The 23,530-nt window shown below is 60.3% G+C and carries 22 protein-coding genes; 6 read left to right on the forward strand and 16 right to left on the reverse strand.

Features of this window, described 5'->3' with window-relative positions; all coding sequences use genetic code 11:
* Nucleotide 1 precedes the first annotated feature (1 nt).
* A complete protein-coding gene (locus tag HGHM_RS08120; protein ID WP_034348898.1) occupies nucleotides 2–295 on the forward strand; it encodes a DUF4936 family protein in 294 nt (97 codons plus the stop codon).
* Complete coding sequence (locus HGHM_RS08125; RefSeq protein ID WP_019141022.1) at nucleotides 286–1,062, forward strand: NRDE family protein; 777 nt, start codon at nucleotides 286–288, stop codon at nucleotides 1,060–1,062. The genes HGHM_RS08120 and HGHM_RS08125 overlap by 10 nt, the downstream gene beginning before the upstream one ends.
* On the opposite strand, the gene HGHM_RS08130 is transcribed toward HGHM_RS08125, so the two are convergent.
* From HGHM_RS08130 to HGHM_RS08175, 10 genes are all read right to left on the reverse strand, one after another.
* On the reverse strand, nucleotides 1,038–1,463 hold the full coding sequence (locus tag HGHM_RS08130) for a GNAT family N-acetyltransferase (protein WP_019141023.1): 426 nt from the start codon (nucleotides 1,461–1,463) through the stop codon (nucleotides 1,038–1,040). The two genes, HGHM_RS08125 and HGHM_RS08130, sit on opposite strands and share 25 nt — an antisense overlap.
* A complete protein-coding gene (locus tag HGHM_RS08135) occupies nucleotides 1,460–1,897 on the reverse strand; it encodes an acyl-CoA thioesterase (RefSeq protein ID WP_019141024.1) in 438 nt (145 codons plus the stop codon). The genes HGHM_RS08130 and HGHM_RS08135 overlap by 4 nt, the downstream gene beginning before the upstream one ends.
* 51 nt (nucleotides 1,898–1,948) lie before the next feature.
* Nucleotides 1,949–2,845 (reverse strand): alpha/beta fold hydrolase, encoded by an 897-nt coding sequence (locus tag HGHM_RS08140; RefSeq protein ID WP_019141025.1) that lies wholly within the window; start codon nucleotides 2,843–2,845, stop codon nucleotides 1,949–1,951.
* Between the two features lie 35 nt (nucleotides 2,846–2,880).
* Entirely contained in the window at nucleotides 2,881–3,786 is a 906-nt protein-coding gene (locus HGHM_RS08145) for an SDR family oxidoreductase (protein WP_019141026.1), read from the reverse strand.
* A gap of 49 nt (nucleotides 3,787–3,835) precedes the next feature.
* A complete protein-coding gene (locus HGHM_RS08150; protein WP_026075817.1) occupies nucleotides 3,836–4,831 on the reverse strand; it encodes an NADP-dependent oxidoreductase in 996 nt (331 codons plus the stop codon).
* Between the two features lie 107 nt (nucleotides 4,832–4,938).
* The gene (locus HGHM_RS08155) at nucleotides 4,939–5,382 is read right to left on the reverse strand and encodes a PaaI family thioesterase (RefSeq protein WP_019141028.1); all 444 of its coding nucleotides are present in this window, start codon (nucleotides 5,380–5,382) and stop codon (nucleotides 4,939–4,941) included.
* Complete coding sequence (locus HGHM_RS08160; RefSeq protein WP_019141029.1) at nucleotides 5,382–6,167, reverse strand: SDR family oxidoreductase; 786 nt, start codon at nucleotides 6,165–6,167, stop codon at nucleotides 5,382–5,384. Before HGHM_RS08160 ends, HGHM_RS08155 begins: the two co-directional genes overlap by 1 nt.
* Nucleotides 6,168–6,201: 34 nt before the next feature.
* On the reverse strand, nucleotides 6,202–6,504 hold the full coding sequence (locus tag HGHM_RS08165) for a Dabb family protein (RefSeq protein ID WP_019141030.1): 303 nt from the start codon (nucleotides 6,502–6,504) through the stop codon (nucleotides 6,202–6,204).
* 17 nt (nucleotides 6,505–6,521) lie between these two features.
* A complete protein-coding gene (locus HGHM_RS08170) occupies nucleotides 6,522–8,336 on the reverse strand; it encodes an acyl-CoA dehydrogenase (protein WP_019141031.1) in 1,815 nt (604 codons plus the stop codon).
* Between the two features lie 87 nt (nucleotides 8,337–8,423).
* A complete protein-coding gene (locus tag HGHM_RS08175; RefSeq protein ID WP_019141032.1) occupies nucleotides 8,424–9,602 on the reverse strand; it encodes an acetyl-CoA C-acyltransferase in 1,179 nt (392 codons plus the stop codon).
* A 309-nt stretch (nucleotides 9,603–9,911) separates the two neighbouring features.
* Between HGHM_RS08175 and HGHM_RS08180 the strand changes: the two genes are divergently transcribed.
* Entirely contained in the window at nucleotides 9,912–11,585 is a 1,674-nt protein-coding gene (locus tag HGHM_RS08180; protein WP_026075818.1) for an MFS transporter, read from the forward strand.
* Nucleotides 11,586–11,856: 271 nt separating this feature from the next.
* On the forward strand, nucleotides 11,857–13,065 hold the full coding sequence (gene purT, locus HGHM_RS08185; RefSeq protein WP_026075819.1) for a formate-dependent phosphoribosylglycinamide formyltransferase: 1,209 nt from the start codon (nucleotides 11,857–11,859) through the stop codon (nucleotides 13,063–13,065).
* Between the two features lie 63 nt (nucleotides 13,066–13,128).
* Here the strand turns inward: purT and HGHM_RS08190 are convergent, their stop codons facing one another.
* The gene (locus HGHM_RS08190; protein WP_019141035.1) at nucleotides 13,129–15,570 is read right to left on the reverse strand and encodes a penicillin acylase family protein; all 2,442 of its coding nucleotides are present in this window, start codon (nucleotides 15,568–15,570) and stop codon (nucleotides 13,129–13,131) included.
* 133 nt (nucleotides 15,571–15,703) lie between these two features.
* Here HGHM_RS08190 and nadB point away from each other — a divergent pair, with 133 nt between their 5' ends.
* The gene (gene nadB, locus HGHM_RS08195; protein ID WP_019141036.1) at nucleotides 15,704–17,311 is read left to right on the forward strand and encodes an L-aspartate oxidase; all 1,608 of its coding nucleotides are present in this window, start codon (nucleotides 15,704–15,706) and stop codon (nucleotides 17,309–17,311) included.
* A 77-nt stretch (nucleotides 17,312–17,388) separates the two neighbouring features.
* Here nadB and nadC read toward each other — a convergent pair whose 3' ends face one another.
* Both nadC and nadA read right to left on the reverse strand, forming a co-directional pair.
* Complete coding sequence (gene nadC, locus HGHM_RS08200) at nucleotides 17,389–18,255, reverse strand: carboxylating nicotinate-nucleotide diphosphorylase (RefSeq protein ID WP_019141037.1); 867 nt, start codon at nucleotides 18,253–18,255, stop codon at nucleotides 17,389–17,391.
* The gene (gene nadA, locus HGHM_RS08205; protein WP_019141038.1) at nucleotides 18,252–19,391 is read right to left on the reverse strand and encodes a quinolinate synthase NadA; all 1,140 of its coding nucleotides are present in this window, start codon (nucleotides 19,389–19,391) and stop codon (nucleotides 18,252–18,254) included. Before nadA ends, nadC begins: the two co-directional genes overlap by 4 nt.
* Nucleotides 19,392–19,655: 264 nt before the next feature.
* Here nadA and HGHM_RS08210 point away from each other — a divergent pair, with 264 nt between their 5' ends.
* The gene (locus tag HGHM_RS08210; protein WP_019141039.1) at nucleotides 19,656–20,234 is read left to right on the forward strand and encodes a hypothetical protein; all 579 of its coding nucleotides are present in this window, start codon (nucleotides 19,656–19,658) and stop codon (nucleotides 20,232–20,234) included.
* 53 nt (nucleotides 20,235–20,287) lie between these two features.
* On the opposite strand, the gene HGHM_RS08215 is transcribed toward HGHM_RS08210, so the two are convergent.
* From HGHM_RS08215 to HGHM_RS08225, 3 genes are all read right to left on the reverse strand, one after another.
* Complete coding sequence (locus HGHM_RS08215) at nucleotides 20,288–21,886, reverse strand: ABC-F family ATPase (RefSeq protein WP_019141040.1); 1,599 nt, start codon at nucleotides 21,884–21,886, stop codon at nucleotides 20,288–20,290.
* Nucleotides 21,887–21,975: 89 nt separating this feature from the next.
* Nucleotides 21,976–22,605, reverse strand: coding sequence for a 2-dehydro-3-deoxy-6-phosphogalactonate aldolase (locus HGHM_RS08220; RefSeq protein WP_019141041.1), 630 nt, complete (start codon nucleotides 22,603–22,605; stop codon nucleotides 21,976–21,978).
* 7 nt (nucleotides 22,606–22,612) lie between these two features.
* Nucleotides 22,613–23,518, reverse strand: a complete 906-nt coding sequence (locus HGHM_RS08225) for a 2-dehydro-3-deoxygalactonokinase (protein ID WP_019141042.1) — start codon at nucleotides 23,516–23,518, stop codon at nucleotides 22,613–22,615.
* Nucleotides 23,519–23,530: the final 12 nt, after the last annotated feature.

Consider the following 23,530-nt stretch of genomic DNA (forward strand, 5'->3'; position numbering starts at 1 on the left):
AATGCACACCGATTTGTACATTTACTATCGCGTCCCGGTTGCGCATGCGGCAGTCCTGCAGGTGAAGGTCGCCGAGATGCAACAATCGATTGCGCAGGAATATGGTATCGTCGCGAAACTCAAAAGACGGCCAGAGGCGAAGAACGACCGGCATACGTGGATGGAAGTCTATTACGATGTGCCGGCAGGCTTCGACGCGATTGCATCGAACGCTGCTTTGCAGACTGGCGTGTCCGTTTTGATCGATGGCGAACGCCACACTGAAATATTTTTGGATTGCTCTACATGTGCCTGATCGTTTTCGCCTGGCAGGTCATTCCCGGCATGCCGCTGATTGCAGCCGGAAACCGTGACGAATTCTATGACCGCCCTGCCATGCCGGCCACCTGGTGGACCGATCATCCAAACGTTTATGCAGGAAGGGATTTGCGCTGCGGCGGCACCTGGATGGGCATCACGCGCGACGGACGATTCGCCGCAGTGACCAATATCCGTGCCCCTTCCCAAAAACGTGACAATGCTCCCAGCCGCGGTATGCTCGTGTCCGATTATCTTGCCGGGCACACGAGTGCCGAAGAATACATCGCAAGCATTGCCCCCAAGGCTGGCGAATTCAATGGATTCAATCTCCTGGTTGGCGACGCCGAAAAACTGATCTGGTATTCCAACGCCGCGCCCGACGATGAGCGCAACGGACGAACCCTTGCCCCGGGCATCTACGGTCTGTCGAACGCAACACTCGACACGCCCTGGCCAAAAGTCGTCAAGACCAAGGCGCAATTCGCCAGCCTGCTATGTCAGGGCGCGCCGGACGACGCGTATTTCGAGATGCTGACCGACTGCACCCGCCCATCCGATTGCCGTCTTCCCCGTACCGGAGTCAGCATCGAATGGGAAAGAATTCTGTCGGCGGTCTGCATCGATTCACCCGACTACGGCACCCGCACGTCGACCGTCGTCAAACTCCTTGCCGGCAAGACCGCCACGCTGCATGAACGGCCAGTGCGCGGCATTCAGGACGCCGGGTACGCGGTCGATCAGCGGAATCCGTGCCGCATCTGAATGTGGGGGATGCCGGCTTCCATGAAGTCCTCGCCTTCGCGAACGAAGCCGAAACGCTCGTAAAAAGGCGCGGCATGCACTTGGGCATTCAGCACGACTGAAGCATCTCCCCGCTGCTTCGCCGCCTGCATGAGTGCCCGCAGGATCATGCCGCCGATTCCGAGTCCGCGTGCCGCCGCCCTGACGGCCATGCGGCCGATATGACCGTCAGGCAGCAGCCGCCCCGTGCCAAGCGCATTTCCATTTGAATCGCGCACGAGCGCATGCAGGCATTCTGCATCCCATTCATCCCACTCCAGTTCGACCGGAACCTTCTGCTCCGTGACGAACACCTCGTAGCGGATCGGCTGGGCATCGTTCTTGAGAGCATCCCAGTCGCCGAGCGTAAGATGGTAAGTCACGCTTCAACCGGCGCGAGCCGCTCGAATTTCGTGATGACATCACGCCACCGCTCCGGAAAGGCGACGCCCTTGCGTGCAGCCGTATCGGCATAGACATACACGAGTTCACCCGAAATCAGGTGTTCCTCGCCGCAATGGATTTCGATCACGAAGCGCACTGAAGTCCGGCCGAACCCGGCGCAGCGCACTCCGATATCCAGCATGTCGTCGAAGTGCGCCGGTGCCAGATACTCGATGGTCGCCTTGCGCGCAAACATTTCGCGCCCTTCCTCCGCCTGCTGAATCACGCTTGGCAGTCCGGTCGCGCGCCAGTACTCCGTAAAAGCGACGTCGAAATACGTGAGGTAGTGGCCATTGAAAACGATGCCCTGCATATCCACTTCCGCCCAGCGAACGCGCAGCGGATGGAAGAAACTGAAGTCCTGACGTGCCATGTTAAGTATTGTGGGGGGATGAAAGGGAAATGCCGCCGCGCGGCACTTGAATCACTCGTTCAGGAATCGGCGGATGATCGCATTCACCCGGCCAGGCTGCTCGTGGACCACCCAGTGCGATCCTTCGGCGATGCGCTCCACCTTGAGATCATCGACCAGTTTGTCAAGGCCATCCAGCAAGCCTTTGGGCAGTGCGATATCCTGCTCGCCCCAGATCACCCGTATCGGCACCTTGACCCTGAAATCGGCCGGATTCAGCTGCAGCTTGAGCGGCCCCGAATTGGACTCGGTCGGCGGATGCAGTGGCGACGCCCGGTAATAGTTGACACCGCCGGTAAGCCCGCGCGACCAGCACGCATGGTATCTGGCACGCACGTCTTCGGTGAACCAGGGCGTCGGCGACTTGCCCATGCCGCTCAGCAGGCCCTCCAGTTGGGCGAAATCATCCTTCGCGAGCTTGTCCTCCGAACCTTCCGCGCGCAGCCAGTTCATGTACTGGCTTGCCGCCTGTTGCTCGGGCTCCGAAGCCAGGGCCTGCATGAAGAGATAGGGATGGGGCGCATTGATGATGATCAGCCTGTGCAGCAACTCGGGCAGCGCGATTGCGAAATTCCACGCAATTGCCCCGCCCCAGTCATGGGCCACCATCAGGAATTTCTTGTATTCCAGCTGCGCTGCCAGCAGGCGCAGGTCGTCGACGATATGTTTCGCCTTGTAGGCGGACAAATCAGCCGGCATGTCGGAGAGGTTGAAGCCTCTCAGGTCAGGCGCGACTGCAAAATGGTCAGTGCCGAATTCGGCCAGCTGCGCTTCCCACTCGTACCAGAACTCGGGAAAGCCATGGACGAAGAGGATCAGTGGCTTGCCCCTTTCGCCTGCGCTTGCGTAATGCAAGCAGATGCCGTTTGGAAGCGCGGCGAACTGGTTTTCCTGGATGGCGGCTGGCATGTTTCGGCTCCCATGCGATCAAGTGAATTACTGCTTTATGCGACGTTCAGCTTCTCCCGCAGCAGTTGGCGGATCTGCGGTGCCGACTCGAAGGGATCGCTCGGATTGCGCTGCTGGATAATGTCTTCCATCCGGGTCTGTACATTGCCGAGCGCATTCGGATGGGAATAGATGTAAAACCGGCCTTCCCTGATCGCATCAAAAGTGCGCCCCGATACTTCCGCGGCGGACACCTTCCCGGACGACACCGCTTTTTCGGACACGGCCTGCGCGACAAGCTGGCTCAGCGTCGGGCCGGCGTCGCTCTTCACATCCTCCGGCCGGTTGCGGTGCGACTGGCTGATCCCGGTCGGCACGAAATAAGGGCACAGCACCGAAGCGCCGATCGGAGCCTTGACCAGCTGCAGGTCGTGATACAGGGTTTCCGAGAGCGATACGACGGCATGCTTGGAGACGTTGTAGATGCCCATGTTGGGCGCATTCAGCAAGCCGGCCATCGACGCGGTATTCACGATGTGGCCCTCATAGCCCGGTTCGCGCTTGGCACACTCTAACATCAGCGGTGTGAAGATGCGCACGCCATGGATCACGCCCCACAGGTTCACGCCGAGCACCCATTCCCAGTCGGCTTTCGAATTTTCCCAGATCAGTCCACCGGAACCCACGCCAGCATTGTTGAACACAAGGTGCACCGCGCCGAATGTGTTCATCGCCGCGTCGGCCAATGCATGGACTTCCTCTTCCTTGCGCACATCGCAGGGGACTGCGATAACCTGCGCCCCCTTGGCCTCAAGCTCGGCCCTGGTCTTGTCGAGCGCGTCCTGCTGCACATCGGCCAGCACCAGTTTCATGCCAAGGCCGGCAGCGGTCAGCGCGAATTCGCGGCCGAATCCGCTTGCCCCGCCGGTGATCACGGCGACCCTGTTCTCGAAATTTTTCATGTCATCCTCCAGGAATGGATTTTTTCAGTTGACGGCGCAGATGCAGAAATCAGACAAGCTTCACCAATTGTTTCCCGAAGTTCCTTCCCTTCAGCAAGCCGATGAAGGCGTCAGGCGCCGCCGCCAATCCCTGGGCTATCGATTCCCGGAATTTCAGCTTCCCGCCTGCCACCAGCGCACCGAGTTCCTTCAAGCCCTGCGGCCACAAGTCCTGGTGCTCGGAAACGATGAAGCCGCGCATCGTCAGGCGCATGGTGAGGAAGGCGCGGACATTGTTGATCGGCATGGGTTGCCCGTCATAACCAGCGATCAATCCGCAGAGCGCAATGCGGCCGAATGGATTCATGCGCGCAAGGCATTCATCGAAAATCTTCCCGCCCACGTTTTCGAACACGGCATCGATCCCGTCTGGCGTAGCCGCAGCCAGGTCTGCAGCCAGATTGCCAGCCTTGTAATCCACGCAGGCGTCGAAGCCGAGTTCGTCGACCACATAGGCACATTTCTCCGCTCCTCCGGCGATGCCAACCGCGCGGCAGCCGCGCAGCTTGGCCAGCTGGCCGACCACGCTTCCCACCGCGCCGCTGGCGGCGGAAACGACAATGGTTTCACCTGCCTTCGGCTGCATGATCTGGGTCAGGCCGTACCAGGCTGTCATGCCGGGCATGCCGACCGCGCCGAGATACGCGGACAGCGGGATATGGCTCGTATCCACCTTGCGCAGCATCGAGCCGTCCGACACGCCCATTTCTGACCAGCCGAGCATGCCGAGCACCTTGTCGCCGACGGCAAACTTGGGGTTATTGGACCCGACCACTTCTCCGACGGTGCCGCCGATCATCACCTCGTTCAAGGCTTGCGGCGCAGCATAGCTCTTCACATCCTCCATGCGCATGCGCATGTACGGGTCGAGCGAGAGGAAATGGTTGCGAACCAGGACTTCGCCCGCGCCAATCGTTGGCACCGGCACTTGTTCGAGGCGAAAGTTTTCAGGGGACACCTCTCCCATGGGACGAGAGGCGAGTACGATGCGTTGGTAGGTTGCCATGGGATGCTCGCTGTTCTATTCAATGATTGATCGTCTTCACTGCACAATGCACAAGCCGGCCATGTCGCGCGTCTGTCTCCTCCGCTCCTTATCCGCAGATCGGATGGTCAGCCGTCACCCAGTCCTTCCTGCTCCATCTTCTTACCGGTGTCCAGGCGCTTCAGGTATTTGAATGTGCCCATTGCCTTGGCAACCAGCCGGTCGCCGTTCCAGACTTCGCCTTCGCAGAAGCACATGGTGGTCGAGCGATGGAAAGCCTTGCCCTTTGCCACCACGCGCCCGCCGGGCTGGCCGCCCGGCTGCAGGAAACTGGTCTTCATTTCGACCGTCACGCCGCCGCGCGCATCCGGATCGAGCGAGCGTCCCGCCATCGACATCACCACGTCCAGCAGGGTCATCGTCACGCCGCCGTGCGTCACCTGCCAGCTGTTCATATGCCGGGGCTTGAGGTCCAGCGCAATTTGCGCCTCGCCGTTGCCCATGCCCAGGAATTCCACACCAAGATCGTGCAGGAAGGGAATCTCTACAGGGAATGACTTCGGAGTATCCATCAATGCACCGCCGATACGCCGCCGTCGACCGCCAGAACTTGGCCAGTGATATGCTTCCCGGCGTCCGAGGCGAACAGCATTGCGGCGCCCTTCAAGTCTTCATCGTCGCCGATACGCTGCAGCGGCGCGCGCTTGGACAATTCTTCCGCTCCGAATTTCTCCAGCGTTCCCTTGGTCATCTTCGACGGGAAAAATCCCGGTGCAAGCGCATTGACCGTGATGCCGTAACGCCCCCATTCGCCGGCGAGGGTGCGGGTGAAATTTACGACCGCGCCCTTGGAGGTATTGTAGGCAATGGTTTGCATCGAATTCGGACCGTTGCCGGACAAGCCGGCGATCGAGGCGACATTCACGATGCGGCCGTACTTGCGCGGAATCATCGACTGCTTCGCGACCGCCTGCGCCAGCAGGAAAATGCTGCGCACATTCAGGTTCATCACCTTGTCCCAGGCTTCGAGCGGATAGTCTTCCGCCGGTGCGCCCCAGGTGGCGCCTGCATTGTTGATCAGGATATCGATATGGCCGAGCCGCCTGATGGCCTCTGCCACCAGAGGAGCGATCGCGGCTTCCTGCGATACGTCGGCCGCGATTGCACTCGCTTCGATGCCGCGCTGCTTGAGATGGGCGACCGCTTCATCGAGGTCGGCCTGCTTGCGGGAAGTCAGCACGAGTTTCGCGCCCTGTTCTCCCAGGGCTTCCGCGATCTGCAGGCCCAGGCCGCGCGAGCCGCCGGTCACCAGTGCCGTCTTGCCCTTGAGGTCGAATAATTGCTGGATGGTGCGCATCTTGTCTCCTTGCTTCGGTTGATTTCTGGTGCCGTCAGATTTCGTAATCCATGCACTGTCGGGCTTCGCGCACAGCGCCAAAGAAGGGCTTCAGCGCGACATGCTTCGGATGCTCCTGGTAGGCATCGAGAGCCGCCTTGGATTCGAATTCCGAATACAGCACCACGTCATAAGTTGCTTCCAGGCCGAGCTGGGCGACAGCGGTTTCAAACCGCAAGATACCCGGAACGATATCTGAGCAGGCGTCCAGCATTTCCTTCATCTTTGCGGCGTTGTGCGCCTTGTCGGCACCTTCCGCATGGTCCTTCAGTTTCCACATCACGATGTGTTTCAGCATTGCTATTCTCCGGAAAATCAGAACCACGCATCCTGCATATCGAGCGCGGTGGTATCGATGCTTTCCAACAGGTCGAGCTGCGTATGCACCTTCGGCAGTTCCCATTTAAAGAAGAATGCGCAGGCCTGCAGCTTGCCCTTGTAGAAATCGGCATCGTGTCCCGCCTTGCCGACTGCCCGCAGCGCCTGCTCAAGCCAGATCCAGGCGACAACGGTGTGGCCAAACGCTTCCAGGTAAACCGAGGCATTGGCCAGGGTCTTGTTCATGTCGCCGGCCGCATACAGCTTCTCGGTGACGGCAGCGATCCGCTGAATGGCGGCCCCGAGGGATTTGGCATAGCCCGCGAGTGCGGGCACGTCGATTGCCTTTGCAATCGTCTTCTGGACTTCGCCACCGAGCGCCTTGAAGGCTGCGCCGTTCTGCATCGACACCTTCCGGCCAAGCAGGTCGAGCCCCTGGATGCCGTGCGTGCCCTCATGGATAGGATTGAGCCGGTTGTCACGGTAAAACTGCTCGACATTGTATTCACGGGTATAGCCGTATCCGCCGTGGACCTGGATGGCAAGGCTGTTAGCTTCGAGGCACCATTGGGAAGGCCAGGACTTGGCGATCGGCGTCAGGATATCCAGCAGCAGCGCAGCATGCCTGCGCTCCTGCTCGGATTCGCCAGTCCTCTCCTCGTCGACCAGACGGGCGCAATAAAGGTTCAGCGCAAGGCCACCTTCCACGTAGGATTTTTGTGCCAGCAGCATGCGCTTCACATCCGTGTGCTGGATGATCGGGATCTGCGGGTCGGCCGGATTCTTTGCCATCGGATGCCGGCCCTGCGGCCGCTCGCGCGCGTATTCCAATGCATGCAGGTAGCCGGTGTAACCCAGCGTGACTGCGCCCAGGCCGACGCCGATGCGGGCTTCGTTCATCATGTGGAACATGTAACTCAAGCCCTTGTGCGGCTCGCCGACCAGGTAGCCAATCGCACCGGCCTTGCCCTTGGGCTTGAACTTGCCTTCGCCGAAATTCAGCAGGCAGTTGGTGGTGCCACGGTAACCCATCTTGTGATTCAGGCCCGCCAGCACCACGTCATTGCGCTCGCCGATGGAACCATCCGGGTTGACGAGTTTCTTCGGCACGATGAACAGTGAAATACCTTTCACGCCGGGAATGAGTTTGCCCTCGGCATCGGGAATCTTGGCCAGGACGAGATGCACGATGTTTTCCGACAGCTCGTGCTCGCCAGCGGAAATCCACATCTTGTTTCCGCGCAGGCGGTAGGCTCCGTCTTCCTGTAGTTCGGCACGCGTGGTGATGTCGGACAGCGAAGAGCCGGCCTGCGGTTCCGACAGGCACATGGTGCCGAAGAAACGCCCCGCCATCATCGGCTTGACGAAGGTATCGATCTGCTCCGGCGTACCGTGCTTAAGCAGCGTATTGGCATTGCCAATGGTCAGGAAGGGATAGGCGGACGTGCCGATATTGGCACCCTTGAAATAGCTCAGGCCGGCCTTCTCCACCAGCACCGGCAACTGCATGCCGCCGAGTTCATAATCCTGTCCGGCTGCCATCAGGCCGGCATCGCAGAACGCTTTCAGCGCGGTCTTCACTTCGGGAATGATGTGAACCGTCTCGCCATCGAAGTGAGGTTCCTGCTGGTCATTCTTCTTGTTGTGCGGCGCGAAGAGGTCGGTTGCGATCTGTTCGCAGGTATCGAGCGCAGCGTTGAACGTTTCGCGGGAATGGTCCGCATAGCGCGTGCGCCTGGTGAGCGATTCTGCGTCCAGCCATTCGTAGAGCAGGAAATCGAGGTCGCGGCGGGAAAGGATCTTGGATTGCATGTTGAGTCTCCGGCCCTGGCGCAGGCAGGACTGCCGCGCCAGGGGCGAACAGGAATTGATTGTCGTTGGAACTGCCTGACCGGAGGATCAGACCACTTCGAACAGGCCTGCGGCTCCCTGCCCGCCGCCGATACACATGGTGACGACGACATATTTCACGCCACGGCGTTTGCCTTCGATCAAGGCATGCCCGGTCAGGCGCGCACCTGACACGCCGTAAGGATGGCCGACCGCGATCGCGCCACCGTTGACATTTAACCGGTCCGCGGGGATGCCGAGCTTGTCGCGGCAGTACAGCACTTGCACGGCAAATGCTTCATTCAATTCCCACAGGCCGATGTCTTCGACTTTCAAACCGGCTTTCTTGAGCAGCTTGGGGATCGCGAATACCGGGCCGATTCCCATTTCATCCGGTTCGCAGCCGGCAACCGCGAAGCCGCGGTAAATACCGAGCGGCTGCAGTCCTTTCGCCTCGGCGACCTTGCTGTTCATGACGACGGTCGCTGCCGCGCCGTCGGAGAACTGGCTCGCATTGCCTGCGGCGATCACGCCGCCCGGAATCGCCGGACGAATTTTCGAGACACCTTCATAAGTGGTGTCGGCACGGATGCCTTCGTCAGCGGAAATCGTAACTTCCTTCGTCATCAGCATGCCGGTTTCCTTGTCCGCCACGCCCATGATCGTCGTCATCGGCACGATCTCGTCATTGAACTTGCCGGCCGCCTGCGCCGCTGCGGCGCGGAGCTGGCTTTGCACGCCGTACTCATCCTGGCGTTCGCGGCTGATGTTGTAGCGCTTGGCGACGGTTTCAGCCGTCTGCAGCATCGGCCAGTAGATTTCGGGCTTGTTCTTCTTGAGCCAGACTTCGGCCAGCATGTGCTGGTTGGCTTCCTGCTGCACGCAGGAGATGGCCTCGACGCCGCCCGCCACATAGATATCGCCCTCGCCCGCAATGATGCGCTGGGCCGCGGTAGCGATGGTTTGCAGTCCAGAGGAGCAGAAACGGTTGATCGTCATGCCTGCGGTGGTCACTGGGCAGCCGGCGCGCAATGCAATCTGGCGCGCGATGTTGCTGCCAGTTGCACCTTCCGGCGTGGCGCAGCCCATGATCACGTCTTCCACTTCGCCCGGCTCGATCCTGGCGCGCTCGATGGCTGCCTTGACGACGTGGCCACCCATCGTGGCACCATGGGTCATGTTGAATGCACCTTTCCAGGATTTGGCAAGGCCGGTACGGGCGGTGGATACGATGACGGCGTCAGTCATTTGAGTGCTCCTTGAGTGAGATCGGTATTTGGACCGGCGTGGCCGGAATGTCCTTGTTTTGATGAGTAGTCAGGGAATGACGAGATGCAGAATATCACATTATTAGCACGATCGTTCGCAAAAAATAAGGGAGCATAAGCGGTAAAAAACGACGTTAACCTAGGTCAAGAAAACGGGCATTCGGCCTTCTCTGTAAGGTTCTGTAAGTTTCAAGCAAGCTTGCCGTAAGCTTCGAGTCGCACACTCGTCCCGTGCAACATATGCGCGATCAGACTTTGCACATTCATATTATTAATTGAGGAGACCAGCATGGCGACAGCACAGACAGTACCTGCAACTGCTGCACGCGGCATGACAGCCGAAGAGCGGAAAGTGATTTTCGCATCTTCGCTCGGCACCGTGTTCGAATGGTACGACTTTTATCTCTACGGTTCGCTCGCTTCCATCGTCGCGAAACAATTCTTCGCGGGAACCGATCCGACCACGGCATTCATCTTCGCCCTGCTCGCATTCGCGGCGGGCTTCATCGTCCGTCCCTTCGGCGCTCTGGTATTCGGCCGCCTGGGCGACATGATCGGCCGCAAGTACACCTTCCTGGTGACGATCCTGATCATGGGTCTTTCCACCTTCATCGTCGGCCTGCTGCCAAGCTATGCATCGATCGGCATCGCCGCGCCGATCATCCTGATTTCGCTGCGGATCCTGCAGGGCCTGGCACTCGGCGGAGAATACGGTGGCGCTGCCACTTACGTGGCCGAGCATGCACCGCATGGCAAGCGCGGCTCGTTCACCGCCTGGATCCAGACCACCGCCACGCTGGGCTTGTTCCTGTCCCTGCTGATCATCCTGGGCACCCGGACTGCCGTTGGCGAAACGGCATTTGCCGACTGGGGCTGGCGTATTCCCTTCCTGCTCTCCGTCTTCCTGCTGGCCATCTCGGTCTGGATTCGCCTGTCGATGAATGAATCGCCGGCATTCGCCAAGATGAAAGCGGAAGGCAAGACTTCCAAAGCGCCGCTCAAGGAATCCTTCGCCGAGTGGAAGAACCTGAAGATCGTCATTCTTGCCCTGATCGGCCTGACCGCCGGCCAGGCAGTTGTCTGGTACACGGGTCAGTTCTACTCGCTGTTCTTCCTGACCCAGACGCTGAAGATCGACGGCCCGACGGCCAACCTGCTCATCGCCGGCGCGCTCGCAATCGGCACGCCTTTCTTCATCGTGTTTGGCTCGCTTTCCGACAAGATCGGCCGCAAACCCATCATCATGGCGGGATGCCTGATCGCTGCAGTCACCTACTTCCCGATCTTCAAGGCGATCACGCACTACGGCAATCCGGCCCTGGAATCGGCGATCAACAATGCACCGGTCGTCGTTACTGCCGACCCCAGCAAATGCCAGTTCCTGTTCAACCCGACCGGCACCAAGACCTTCACTTCTTCCTGCGACATCGCCCGTACCGTGTTGGCGAACTCGTCGGTAAGCTACGACACCGTTGCCGCACCGGCCGGTACCCTCGCTTCCATCAAGATCGGTGACAAGGTCATCCCGGGTTACGATGCTACCGGCTTGTCCAAGGAAGAAGCGGCGGCAAAGGATAAGGCATTCAAGAAGGATATCGGCGATGCGATCAAGGCCGCCGGTTACCCTGCGAAAGCTGATCCGGCCCAGATGAACAAGGGCATGCTGCTCGTTCTGCTGACGATCCTGGTGATCTACGTCACCATGGTGTATGGCCCGATCGCCGCCATGCTGGTCGAGATGTTCCCGACCCGCATCCGCTACAGCTCCATGTCGCTGCCCTATCACATCGGCAACGGCTGGTTCGGTGGTCTGCTGCCGACCACCTCGTTCGCGCTGGTAGCTTACAAGGGCGACATCTATTACGGCCTCTGGTATCCGATCATCATTGCCCTGGCCACTTTCGTGATCGGCACGCTGTTCATCAAGGAAACCAAGGACCGCGACATTTACGCAGGCGACTGACCATCGCTTGCAGTGGGCTGCAATAGCCCGTTCTCCGGAAGCCGCTAGCCTGCCTGGCGGCTTTTTTATTGCGAATCCAATTTCCAGTGACGCGGCCAAGCCGTGGCGGTTCCGGAAATTTCTCGGCGCAATCCCGGGTCCCTGTCTCCGGACTGGGCAAAAGCCGCCGGATTTGATATCGTCCCGCTGCGTTTGCAAAGCATATGCAAGTTCACGTCCGGCGCGCAGCCAGCACATTCCGTTCCGCAACCTCTACCCTGCCCACACCATGATGAAAACTCCATTCCGACTAGGCACGCCGCTTTCCCCCTCCTCCGTCAAGGTCATGCTTCTCGGCTCAGGCGAGCTGGGAAAAGAAGTAATCATCGCCCTGCAGCGCCTGGGCGTGGAAGTCATCGCGGTGGATCGCTACCCGAACGCCCCCGGACATCAGGTGGCTCATCGCGCCCATGTGATCAATATGGCCGATGGCGCAGCCCTCGCAGCGCTGATCGAACAGGAAAAGCCGGATCTGGTCGTGCCGGAAATCGAGGCAATCGCAACGCCTACCCTGATGGAACTCGAAAAGGCTGGCAAGGCGACCGTCATCCCGACTGCGCGCGCTGCCTGGCTCACCATGAACCGCGAAGGCATACGACGCCTCGCCGCCGAAGAACTCGGCTTGCCGACTTCGCCCTACCGCTTTGCCGACAGCCTGGAAGAGTTGCAGGCAGCATGCAAGGAGATCGGATTCCCCTGCGTGATCAAGCCGGTGATGTCATCTTCCGGCAAGGGCCAGTCGAAAATCGATGGCCCCGATGAAATGGAGGCAGCGTGGAATTACGCGGCGGCCGGCAGCCGCGTGAACGCCGGCCGGGTCATCGTCGAGGGGTTTGTCGATTTCGACTATGAAATCACCCAGCTGACAGTGCGTGCGCTCGGGAAGGATGGCAAGGTCGAAACCCATTTCTGCGAGCCGATCGGCCATGTCCAGGTAAAAGGCGATTATGTGGAATCCTGGCAGCCGCATGCCATGCGCCCAGCGGCGCTCGCCAAGTCGCGCGAGATCGCCAAGGCGGTGACCGACAACCTCGGCGGCCTGGGCATATTCGGCGTCGAACTGTTTGTCAAGGATGACATGGTCTGGTTCTCGGAAGTCAGTCCGCGCCCGCATGACACCGGCATGGTGACGATGGCAAGCCAGGTTCAGAGCGAATTCGAACTGCATGCGAAAGCCATCCTCGGCCTGCCCGTCAATACCGCCCTGAGGGCACCCGGCGCATCGGCGGTGATCTACGGCCAGCATGAGGCCAAGGGGATCGCATTTGAGGGTGTGGCCGAAGCGCTGCGCGTGCCGGGTGCCGACATCCGCCTGTTCGGCAAACCGGAGTCCTTCGAACGCCGCCGCATGGGCGTGGCGCTGGCAACGGCCGATGATGTGGACACTGCACGTGTCCGGGCAAAGGAGGCCGCCGCCAAGGTGAAGCCGGTCAAGGCCTGAGGCAGTTTCCCTTGAAGGCGTGGCGCTTGTCAGCAAGGCCGGCAAGCGCCGCCGCTCCCGAGCTCAATGTCTTGCCGGGTTGAGCGTCAGAGTGCCCAGCGCCCCCTTCTCGATATCCTCACGCCTGGTTTTCATCGGCAGGTAAGCCACCTCTGCCCAGCGCTGCGCAAAGTTCCGGTACAGCGGCGACAGCACATTGCCAGACTGTCCGGTGGAATGGATGAAGCGCGAGTTTTCCAGGTTAGACAAGTCGTACAATGCGCGCAGGCTGGACGCATGATGATTGGTGAATGGCTCCTTTTCATCCTTCAGGTTGTAGCGGCCGACATTCACCGTGTAGGTATCGCCAGGCGATTCGACACGGATATCGAACATCTTCGCGAGCGGCTCGACCTTGCTGAAAGGACGATGCTCGGAGCGTGCCATGTGCGCCTTGCCCCATTTCCATTTACCCATGTCGGCACCGTAGCGGCGTTCCAGGTCATCCAGCGCGGTCTCCAGCGATGCGGCCAGCAACTCTCCGCAATCCTGAGCCTTCGCCCCCTGCGGCTTGCTGACGTCGGCGCACCACCTGCCCTGCCCGTTCCTGTTCAGCAGAACGTTCACCATGGGCTGATGCACGTTGCGCTGCTCCCAGTAATCCCTCATCAGCGGCTCGCCCAATTCATCCGAAAAAATCTGCCAGGATGCCGCGCGCAGCCAGTCATTGAAAATCAGCGGCTCGGCCCGGTTGGCATCCATTGCGCCATCCCATTTCGCCAATAGGGCAAGCGCGTGTTTCGCACGCTCCGAACGCGGGCTGGTCTTGAGCAGAACCGGCAGGATTTCGCGCGCAGCCAGCGAGACATCGTCTCCCTGGATTTTGGCGAAGCTGCCCATGCTGTGCTTTGCCCATGCATCCAGCAATTGATTGATGCGGTCCGCGCGATAAGGCAGGCTCCATTCGCTGGTCAGGAAGTACGGATAATCCGGCCCGACGATTTTCTGGTTGGCGGTGGCGATGCGCTGGCTGGCGGGATTGTACTGGCGCGGCAAGCGCTCAAAGGGAATGAATCCGGACCAGTCGTAGCGGGCATCCCACCCGGGTGCCGGAGCCAGCCCCTTCAAGTCATTTTCCGGCTTGCGGATGGGCACGCGTCCCGGCGCGATATAGCCGATGTTGCCATCGACATCGGCATACACCATGTTCTGCTGCGGCGATGCGAAATCCTTCGCGCCTTCGAGGAACTCCTGCCAGTTCCGTGCCCGATTCATTTTCATCCCGGCCTGCAGAGTCAGGTCGTCAGGCCGCAGCGCCGTCCACGCAAAGGCGACTGCGTATTTCCGGGCGTCGAGCGAGGCCTTGTCCAGAATGGGCAGCGCGCCGGTGATGATGGGGCCATGGCGGGTTTCCCTGACGACGAGATCGACGTCGGGCTGCCCCTTGACCTTGATGATTTCCTTGTACACGGTGAAACCCGCCCATCCGTCCGGCGTCCGGTACTGCTCCGGATTCTCCGGATTGATCTGCTCGATGTACAAGTCCTGCACATCCGGCGCCGTGTTGGTGAAGCCCCACGCGATCCTGTCATTGCGGCCAAGCACCACGCCCGGAATGCCGGGCAGCGTGGCGCCGATCGCATTCAGGCCGGGCGCCGAGACGTGCGCGAAATACCAAAGCGCCGGCGCGGTCAGGCCGAGATGCGGGTCATTCGCCAGCAGGGGTTTGCCGCTTTCCGATAGTGCTCCGCTCACAACCCAGTTATTCGAGCCCATGCCTTCCACATAGGAAGGCGGAGCAATCGATGCCACCTTGGCAAGCTGCCGGGTGGTGCCCGCCAGTTCGCGGTAGAAGCGGGTGTAATCCCGGGTCTTCAGCGGTGCGTCCCCCGGATACGGCGGCAGGAATTCATTGATCTGCTCCAGCAACAGGCGCTGCGACAGTCGCATCCTCAGCAGTTCCTGCGACCAGTTGGCACCCAGGTCCCAGGCCATCATGGTCTGCCAGCCGATGGAGTCGACCGGCTCCCAGCGCGATGGGGCGGGCGCCCCGGTGAGCAGGAATTCCGGCGGCAGGGGCCCTTTGCGGTTGGCGAGATAGGCATTGATTCCCGCAGCATACGCATCCAGTCCGGACCGCGTTTCGTTCGAGAGATTGGCCAGGATTCTTTCCGCATTGCGCCGGATGCCAAGCGTGCGCAGGAAACGGTCGGTGTCCAGCACCTTCGGGCCGAGGATTTCCGCCATTCGGCCCGACGCGATGCGGCGATTCATCTCCAGTTGCCACAAGCGATCCTGCGCATGGACAAAACCGAGCGCAAAATAGGCATCGACAATCGTCTTTGCGTAGATATGCGGTATACCTTCGGCATCGCGCACAATGTCGACCGGCTCGTTCAGCCCGGACAGGGTTTGCGTGCCACTGATCTGCGGCTGGCTTGCACTGCGGTACCAGAACAGGGCTGCAGCCAGCGCCAGCACGAGAATGGCCAATGCGATGGCAATTTTTTTCAGCAATTGGGTCATGGTGTATCCAGGCTTGCAAACGGTGGTTTATACGGCGGTTCCGCACCCGCAGCCGCAAGGAATAAAAATTTCCAAGTGGTAAGATATCGGGCTCGACATTGTAATGAAAACACAATCCGGTAATAGCTATCTTATGAAATTTGACGTCGCCATCATCGGCAGCGGTCTGGCAGGCCTGTCTGTCGCGCTGCACCTGGCACAAAGCCGCAAGGTTGCCGTGATTTCGAAGCGCAGTCTTCTGGACGGCGCCAGCAACTGGGCGCAGGGAGGCATTGCGGCGGTGCTCGATTCGCGCGACAGTGCCGAACAGCATATCTCCGACACGCTGATTGCGGGCGCAGGCTTGTGCGACGAGGGCGCCACGCGCTACATCGTCGAACACGGACGCGCCGCGATCGACTGGCTGATCCAGCAAGGCGTGCCCTTTACGCGCGATCCCACCGCCGAACTCGGCTACCACCTCACCCGGGAAGGCGGCCACAGCCAGCGCCGTATCATTCACGCGGCGGATGCGACCGGCCATGCCGTGCAGGTCACCCTCGAGCGGCAGGCACGCTCCCATCCGAATATCACCATCCTCGAGAACCACATCGCGATCGACGTCATCAAGTCGGACCGTGTCACTCCGGGCATCGGCAATCCGCGCTGCGTCGGCGTGTACGTACAGGACATCGACAGCGGCAAGGTCATCACCCTCGCGGCCGACCAAACGGTGCTGGCCACCGGCGGCGCGGGCAAGGTGTATCTCTACACCACCAATCCCGACACCGCCACCGGAGACGGCATCGCAATGGCATGGCGCGCCGGCTGCCGCGTGGCCAACATGGAATTCATCCAGTTCCATCCGACCTGCCTCTATCACCCTTATGCGAAGTCCTTCCTGATCAGCGAAGCGGTACGCGGCGAAGGCGGCGTCCTCAAGCTGCCGGCGCAGGCAGGAGCAGCTGCAGGGAAGCGCTTCATGCCGGAACACGACGAGCGCGGCGAACTGGCGCCGCGCGATGTGGTTGCGCGCGCCATCGACTTTGAAATGAAAAAGCGCGGCCTCGACTATGTCGACCTCGACATCAGCCACCAGTCGCCGGAATTCCTGAAAGAGCATTTTCCGACGATTTATGCCCGTTGCATGGAGTTCGGCATTGACATCACCAGGCAGCCGATTCCGGTCGTGCCGGCAGCCCACTATACCTGCGGCGGCGTCGTCACCGACATGCATGGCCGCACTGACCTGCCGGGCCTGTATGCCGTCGGCGAAACCGCCTACACCGGGCTGCACGGCGCCAATCGCCTCGCGAGCAATTCGCTGCTGGAATGCCTCGTGCTGGGACGGGCAGCGGCGCAGGATATCGAGCGACAACCGACACCTAAGCAGATGTCCCTGCCCGCCTGGGATGAGAGCCGGGTGACTGATGCAGATGAGGAAGTGGTCATCGCGCACAACTGGGATGAATTGCGCCGTTCGATGTGGAACTACGTCGGCATCGTCCGCACCACCAAGCGCTTGGAACGCGCACAGCACCGCCTGCGGTTGCTGAAGGAAGAGATCTACGAATACTATTCGCACTTCCGCATCACGCCCGACCTGCTGGAACTGCGCAACCTGGTCGACGTGGCTTCGCTCATCGTGGACAGCGCACTGTCTCGGCGGGAAAGCCGTGGACTGCATTTCAGCCAGGATTATCCGGATACCTTGCCGAAGGCGCTGCCGACGGTACTCACGCCGGCAGGAAAGCAGGCGTAGGAGCTATCCGCCCGAAAACGAAACAGCCCGGATGCATGGCGCCATCCGGGCTGTTTCACATGCAGCGGAGCACTGGCCTAATCGATGATCCGCAAGGAATAATCCGTCGCCCGCACATCCTTGGTCAGGCTGCCGATCGAAATGCGATCCACGCCGGTCTCCGCGATCGCGCGCACCGTTTCCATGTTAATGCCGCCGGACGCTTCCAGCAGCGCGCGGCCGTTGGTCAGCCGCACCGCCTCACTCATCGCCTCGGTTGTGAAATTGTCGAGCAGGATCGATGTTGCGCCGGCGTTGAGCGCCTCCTGCAATTCGACGAGATTCTCCACCTCGATCTGGATCGGAACGCGCGCATTCAGTGCCAGCGCATTGCGCATTGCCTGCGTGATGCCCCCAGCCGCCGCGATATGGTTTTCCTTGATCAGGATGCCGTCATATAGCGCCAGCCGCTGGTTTGCACCGCCACCCACGCGCACCGCATACTTCTGCGCCAGGCGCAGGCCCGGCAGGGTCTTGCGGGTGTCGAGAATCTTCGACCGCGTGCCTGCAATCACATCGACATAACGGCGGGTGGCCGTAGCCACTCCGGACAGCAACTGCAGGAAATTCAGCGAGGCGCGCTCGGCAGTCAACAGCGACCGCGCAGGCCCCTCAATCCCGCAGACCTCGCTGTCGGCCGCCATCATGTCGCCCTCGGCATAACGCCAGGTGATTCGGATGCGAGGATCGACCTGGGTCATCACGCCCTCGAACCAGGGCGCGCCACAGAGGACCGCAGGCTCGCGTACGATCACCCGAGCCCGGAATACGTCATGCTCCGGCACCAGCAGGCCGGTCACATCCCCGGTGCCGACGTCTTCGGCAAGCGCGCTGCGGACATTCGCTTCAAACGAAGCCGCCAGCGCTTCGTCAAACGGTGCAAACGGATTCTTCAAGCTGCTCATGCGGGACCTATCCCAGAGAAAAGGTTTTGTTCTTTCGCCAGATCGCTGCCGGGGCGCACATTCGCCTTGCGTTCTGCCGCGAACGTCAGCATGCGGTCGATGCAGACATAAGCCTTACGGCCGATTGCGGGGTCGACGTGAATTTCGTTGCGTCCGGACTCGAGCACGTCGGCCAGGTTTTGCAGTCCGTTCATTGCCATCCACGGGCAATGCGCACAGCTCTTGCAGGTTGCGCTGTTGCCGGCGGTCGGCGCATCAATAAAGACTTTGCCGGGCGCCGCCATCCGCATCTTGTGCAGGATGCCATTGTCGGTCGCCACGATGAACTCCTTCGTATCGAGCGACTGGACTGCGGCGATCAGCTGTGAAGTCGAGCCGACCACATCCGCCTGCGCCACGACCGATTCCGGCGATTCCGGATGCACAAGCACTTTCGCCAGCGGATGTTCGCGCTTCAAAATTTCCAGCTCAATGCCCTTGAACTCGTCATGCACCAGGCAGGAACCCTGCCACAGCAGCATGTCGGCGCCGGTCTTCTTCTGGATATAGCTGCCGAGGTGCTTGTCCGGCGCCCACAGGATTTTCTTGCCCTGCGTATGCAGGTGCTGCACGATTTCCAGGCCGATCGAGGATGTGACCATCCAGTCGGCGCGCGCCTTGACTGCGGCGCTGGTATTGGCATACACCACCACCGTGCGGTCGGGATGGGCGTCGCAAAAAGCGGCGAACTCGTCGGGCGGGCAACCGAGGTCGAGCGAACAGGTTGCGTCCAGGTCAGGCATCAGCACCCGCTTTTCCGGGCTCAGGATTTTCGCGGTCTCCCCCATGAACCTGACACCCGCCACCACCAGGGTCTTGGCCGGGTGGTCGCGCCCGAAGCGCGCCATTTCCAGAGAATCGGAGACGCAGCCGCCGGTTTCCTCCGCCAGGTCCTGCAAATCGGCATCGACATAATAGTGCGCCACCAGCACGGCCTGCTGCTCTTTCAGGAGACGCTTGATCCGGGCCTTGAGTTCGGCTTTTTCCGCGGGGGATGGCGCAAGCGGCACCCGTGCCCAGGCATTCGCCACGCAACTGGTGCCAGTCTCCATTTGCGGGCGTTCAAACTCGACGGTTTTGATGGAAGTTGATTGCATAAGGCTTCAGAAACGGTAATTCGGACAGGACCCGGGCGGCTGAGAACAAGTAGGCGCCATATCGAAAATTTGGACGGCGCCCGTGTTCTTCAATACGCTGGATGCAACATCGATAAGAAAACGTTATTTACCTGCGTCAAGATTGATAGCATACTAAATTCCGGAGACTCCCACCTATCCCTGTCGCTCAAGCTTTTGGACAGATTGCCTGTTATTCCTCAGGTGGGCCATCGACCTCAAATTTTTTCCAGAACAATAAACACGATGAAAAATTTTATCTACGACAAGACTGACAAAGGCCGCGAGGAGATCGCAACCCGCAAGCATCAATTGGCACCGCGCCTGCGCACCCTGCTGTTACTCGTCGATGGAAAAAGCAGTGTGGCTGCCCTGCTGCCCAAGATCGCCGGCCTTGGACTGGACGAGCAAAGCATCACCGAGTTGCTCGAACAGGGTTTCATCCGGCAAGTGGCGACTCAAGCGGCAACGGCAGAAATGTTCGGTGCCGCCGATGCGCAGCCGGCGTCTTCCGCCCCGGATGCATCTGCTACATTGCCCGACTTGTCCGACAAGGAAAACCAGTTCCTGGCCATTTACCGCTTTTACAACGAGACGATCAAGAGTGCCCTCGGCTTGCGCGGGTACGGGCTGCAACTGAAGGTCGAACGTGCCAGCTCGATCGAAGAGTTTCGCGAGCTGCGCCAGCCCTATCTCGAAGCGCTCATGAAAGCCAAGGGCAAGGAAATCGCCAAGACATACCGCGATCGGCTGGACCCGCTACTGTACATGGGAGAGACCATTCCGAACACAACCATCGGACCGAATACGATCACGGCCGGATAATCACCTGCCAGGCGCAGCAACGTGTTCCCGCGCTGCGCCTTTCAACACCTGCCTTATTCAATGCCCTGGCTGGCCAGATACTCTTCATAGCTTCCGTGGAAGTCGATGACTTCGCCATCCTTCACTTCAAGGATGCGGGTCGCCAATGAGGAAACGAATTCCCGGTCGTGGGACACGAATATCAGCGTGCCCGCATACTTGTCGAGCGCAATATTGAGCGACTCGATGGACTCCATGTCCATGTGATTGGTCGGTTCATCCATCAGCAGCACATTGTGCCGGCCGAGCATCAGCTTGCCGTACATCATGCGTCCCTTCTCCCCGCCTGACAGCACCTTGACCGACTTCTTGACATCGTCGCCGGAGAACAGGAGCCGTCCGAGAATCGAGCGCACTGCCTGGTCGTCATCGCCCTCTTTCGTCCATTGCCCTATCCAGTCGGTCAGGTTCTTGTCGGTCGCAAACTCTTCGGTCGGGTCTTGAGGCATGTAACCCGGGTTCGCGTTCTCGGCCCACTTCACGATACCGGCATCGGCCTGCATCCCGCATACCTCTGCGCCGATGCAGCGCAGAAGCGTGGTCTTACCCGCTCCGTTGGCACCGATGATCGCAATCTTTTCCCCCGCCTCTACCAGCAGGTTGAAGTTGCTGAAAATCGTGCGGTCGTAGGATTTCGCCAGGCCTTCGACTTCCACTGCCTGGCGATGCAGCTTCTTCTCGCCCTCGAAGCGGATGAAAGGATTCTGGCGGCTGGAAGGCTTGACGTCCTCCACCTTGATCTTTTCGATCTGCTTGGCGCGTGAAGTCGCCTGCCGAGCCTTCGACTTGTTCGCGGAGAAGCGGCGGACGAATTCCTGCAATTCGGCGACGCGTTCCTTGGCCTTGGCATTTGCTGCCAGCTGCTGGGCGCGGGCCTGCGAGGCGGCGAGCATGTAATCGTCGTAATTGCCGGGATAAATCTTCAGCGTGCCATAGTCCATGTCCGCCATGTGCGTGCAGACCTGGTTCAGGAAGTGGCGGTCGTGCGAAATGATGATCATGGTCGAATTGCGCTCGTTGAGCACGTTTTCGAGCCAGCGGATGGTATTGATGTCGAGGTTGTTGGTCGGTTCGTCGAGCAACAGGATGTCCGGGTTGGAAAACAGGGCCTGTGCCAGCAGCACGCGCAGCTTCCAGCCGGGCGCGACGTTGCTCATCGGCCCCTGGTGCTGTTCGATCGGCACACCTACGCCGAGCAGCAGCTCGCCGGCACGCGCCTCGGCCGTATAGCCGTCGTATTCGGCGAATTTTGCCTCCAGCTCGGCGGCGCGCATGTAATCGTCGTCGGTGGCTTCCGGATTGGCATAAATGGCATCGCGCTCGGTCATGGCGGCCCACATTTCAGTGTGACCCATCATCACCACGTCCAGCACGCGCATCTCTTCATAGGCAAACTGGTCCTGACGCAGCTTGCCCAGGCGCTCGTTCTGGTCGAGCATGACCGTACCGGAGGACGGCTCGAGGTCGCCCCCGAGGATCTTCATGAAGGTGGATTTGCCGCAACCGTTGGCACCAATCAGGCCATAACGGTTGCCTTCGCCGAATTTGACGGAAATGTTTTCGAACAGCGGCTTGGGGCCGAACTGCATCGTGATGTTGGCGGTGGAAAGCACTGAAAAAACCTTTGCAGAATGGATTCGATCAAACTCTCCATTCTACCATTCCACGTCCACCGCGACGGCAGCGCCCGCAGGGCACACGCTCACCGGGATGCCAGAATTGCATCCCGCGCAAGCATGAAGTTTTTGGCCATCTGCCTCAATGCCTCCGCATCGACCCCCGGCTTGTAGAGCTGGCTGCCGATGCCGAAGCCGGTCGCGCCGGCGGCCACGTAGGAAGACATGCTTTCCGGCTTGATGCCACCCACCGGCAGCAGCGGCACATCCGGCGGCAACACGGAACGCATGGCCTTGACCGCCACAGGCGGGATCATCTCCGCCGGAAACAGTTTCAGAGCCTGCGCGCCTGCGTCGAGCGCACGGAATGCCTCGGTTGGCGTCGCCACGCCGGGCAAGGCGATCAGGCCAAGTTCCACCGCATGTGAGATGACTTCGGGTTCGCAATTCGGCGATACCATCAGCTGGCCGCCGGCCTCCTTCACCAGGTCCACGTCTTTTTTGGTCAGCATGGTGCCGCCGCCGACCAGTGCGTTTTCGGACGCGATGCGCCGCAGCACGCGGATGGTATCCAACGCACCCTCACGGTTCAGCGGCACCTCGAGCAGGCGGAATCCCGCGGAAAACAGGATTTGTCCAACGCTCTCTGCATCCTTGACGGTAAGCCCGCGCAGTATGGCCACCAGCGGACAGGGAGGAAAATCGAATGTGGTCATGGCTTGCCTACCTTTTCATTCCAGACAGCGCGTGCAGGGCTGCGACATAAATGTCATCCGGCTGCCAAGCCCGCGCCGTGACATTCAATAACTCCAGCGCACGGCGGTATCGCGCACCGAGCGCGGGACTGCCGATGATTTCCACCGGCGGTCGCATTTCCCCGCTCGAGCGCCGCAGGATGTCGTGCAGTTCCGTCCCGATCAGGAGCCCCGACAGGTAGGAATAAGCCTGCTCCTGCGGCATCCTGTCGGTGACGACCAGTGCACGACAGGAAAATGCCAGGTGAGTGAATGCGCCATGGCCTGCCGCTTTCAGTCCCGCCTCGAAGGCAGCTGGAACATCCTCGTGCACGTTCATCAGCTTGGCCAGCGTGCCCTGCTTGGAGAGTAGCGCGAACAATTCTCCGGTCATGAAGGTAAGGAATTCTCGGATACGCCCATCTTCCACCCTGACCCACTTGCTGTGCGTGCCCGGCAGCACGAACCAGCCATCGCTTGCGCCGAGTTCGAAGGCGCCGAAGACCTGCGTTTCTTCGCCACGCATCACATCCGGCATGCCGTTCGCATCGAGGTATTCATATCCCGGCACGATACGGCAAGGCATGGGCAGGGTCGATCCTATGTCGGCCGCTGCGCTCGCAAGATCGGACAGCGGATGATCCACGGAGAGATAAGGGATTTCATGCCAGCCGTTGCGGCTGCCAACCATGCCGGACATGAGCACCTGCGGCGGATGCACGTCCAAGTCTTCCAGCAGCTCGCGCAGCGAAGCTTCGAAATCGCCTGCCACGCTGAGAATGCCGAAGCCGTCCTCATGCCGGCGCACCAGCCTGCCTTGCCCGTCCAGTAGATAGGCGCGGCGATTGCTGGTACCCCAGTCGATGCCCAGCAGTGTAGTATCCGGCTCAGCCATGTTCACTCGGAG

Origin of the sequence: Noviherbaspirillum massiliense JC206 (genome assembly GCF_000312045.1) — a bacterium.
GTDB lineage: Bacteria > Pseudomonadota > Gammaproteobacteria > Burkholderiales > Burkholderiaceae_D > Noviherbaspirillum > Noviherbaspirillum massiliense.

What these genes read in the sequence shown, in the direction of transcription:
- nadB (WP_019141036.1), top strand. Translation starts at nt 15,704, where the DNA reads ATGAAATTTGACGTCGCCATCATCGGCAGCGGTCTGGCAGGCCTGTCT.
- HGHM_RS08225 (WP_019141042.1), bottom strand. Translation starts at nt 23,518, where the DNA reads ATGGCTGAGCCGGATACTACACTGCTGGGCATCGACTGGGGTACCAGC.
- HGHM_RS08135 (WP_019141024.1), bottom strand. Translation starts at nt 1,897, where the DNA reads ATGGCACGTCAGGACTTCAGTTTCTTCCATCCGCTGCGCGTTCGCTGG.
- purT (WP_026075819.1), top strand. Translation starts at nt 11,857, where the DNA reads ATGAAAACTCCATTCCGACTAGGCACGCCGCTTTCCCCCTCCTCCGTC.
- HGHM_RS08145 (WP_019141026.1), bottom strand. Translation starts at nt 3,786, where the DNA reads ATGAAAAATTTCGAGAACAGGGTCGCCGTGATCACCGGCGGGGCAAGC.
- HGHM_RS08175 (WP_019141032.1), bottom strand. Translation starts at nt 9,602, where the DNA reads ATGACTGACGCCGTCATCGTATCCACCGCCCGTACCGGCCTTGCCAAA.
- HGHM_RS08160 (WP_019141029.1), bottom strand. Translation starts at nt 6,167, where the DNA reads ATGCGCACCATCCAGCAATTATTCGACCTCAAGGGCAAGACGGCACTG.
- HGHM_RS08170 (WP_019141031.1), bottom strand. Translation starts at nt 8,336, where the DNA reads ATGCAATCCAAGATCCTTTCCCGCCGCGACCTCGATTTCCTGCTCTAC.
- HGHM_RS08125 (WP_019141022.1), top strand. Translation starts at nt 286, where the DNA reads ATGTGCCTGATCGTTTTCGCCTGGCAGGTCATTCCCGGCATGCCGCTG.
- HGHM_RS08220 (WP_019141041.1), bottom strand. Translation starts at nt 22,605, where the DNA reads ATGACCACATTCGATTTTCCTCCCTGTCCGCTGGTGGCCATACTGCGC.
- HGHM_RS08165 (WP_019141030.1), bottom strand. Translation starts at nt 6,504, where the DNA reads ATGCTGAAACACATCGTGATGTGGAAACTGAAGGACCATGCGGAAGGT.
- nadA (WP_019141038.1), bottom strand. Translation starts at nt 19,391, where the DNA reads ATGCAATCAACTTCCATCAAAACCGTCGAGTTTGAACGCCCGCAAATG.
- HGHM_RS08150 (WP_026075817.1), bottom strand. Translation starts at nt 4,831, where the DNA reads ATGGCAACCTACCAACGCATCGTACTCGCCTCTCGTCCCATGGGAGAG.
- HGHM_RS08210 (WP_019141039.1), top strand. Translation starts at nt 19,656, where the DNA reads ATGAAAAATTTTATCTACGACAAGACTGACAAAGGCCGCGAGGAGATC.
- HGHM_RS08140 (WP_019141025.1), bottom strand. Translation starts at nt 2,845, where the DNA reads ATGCCAGCCGCCATCCAGGAAAACCAGTTCGCCGCGCTTCCAAACGGC.
- nadC (WP_019141037.1), bottom strand. Translation starts at nt 18,255, where the DNA reads ATGAGCAGCTTGAAGAATCCGTTTGCACCGTTTGACGAAGCGCTGGCG.
- HGHM_RS08190 (WP_019141035.1), bottom strand. Translation starts at nt 15,570, where the DNA reads ATGACCCAATTGCTGAAAAAAATTGCCATCGCATTGGCCATTCTCGTG.
- HGHM_RS08120 (WP_034348898.1), top strand. Translation starts at nt 2, where the DNA reads ATGCACACCGATTTGTACATTTACTATCGCGTCCCGGTTGCGCATGCG.
- HGHM_RS08155 (WP_019141028.1), bottom strand. Translation starts at nt 5,382, where the DNA reads ATGGATACTCCGAAGTCATTCCCTGTAGAGATTCCCTTCCTGCACGAT.
- HGHM_RS08180 (WP_026075818.1), top strand. Translation starts at nt 9,912, where the DNA reads ATGGCGACAGCACAGACAGTACCTGCAACTGCTGCACGCGGCATGACA.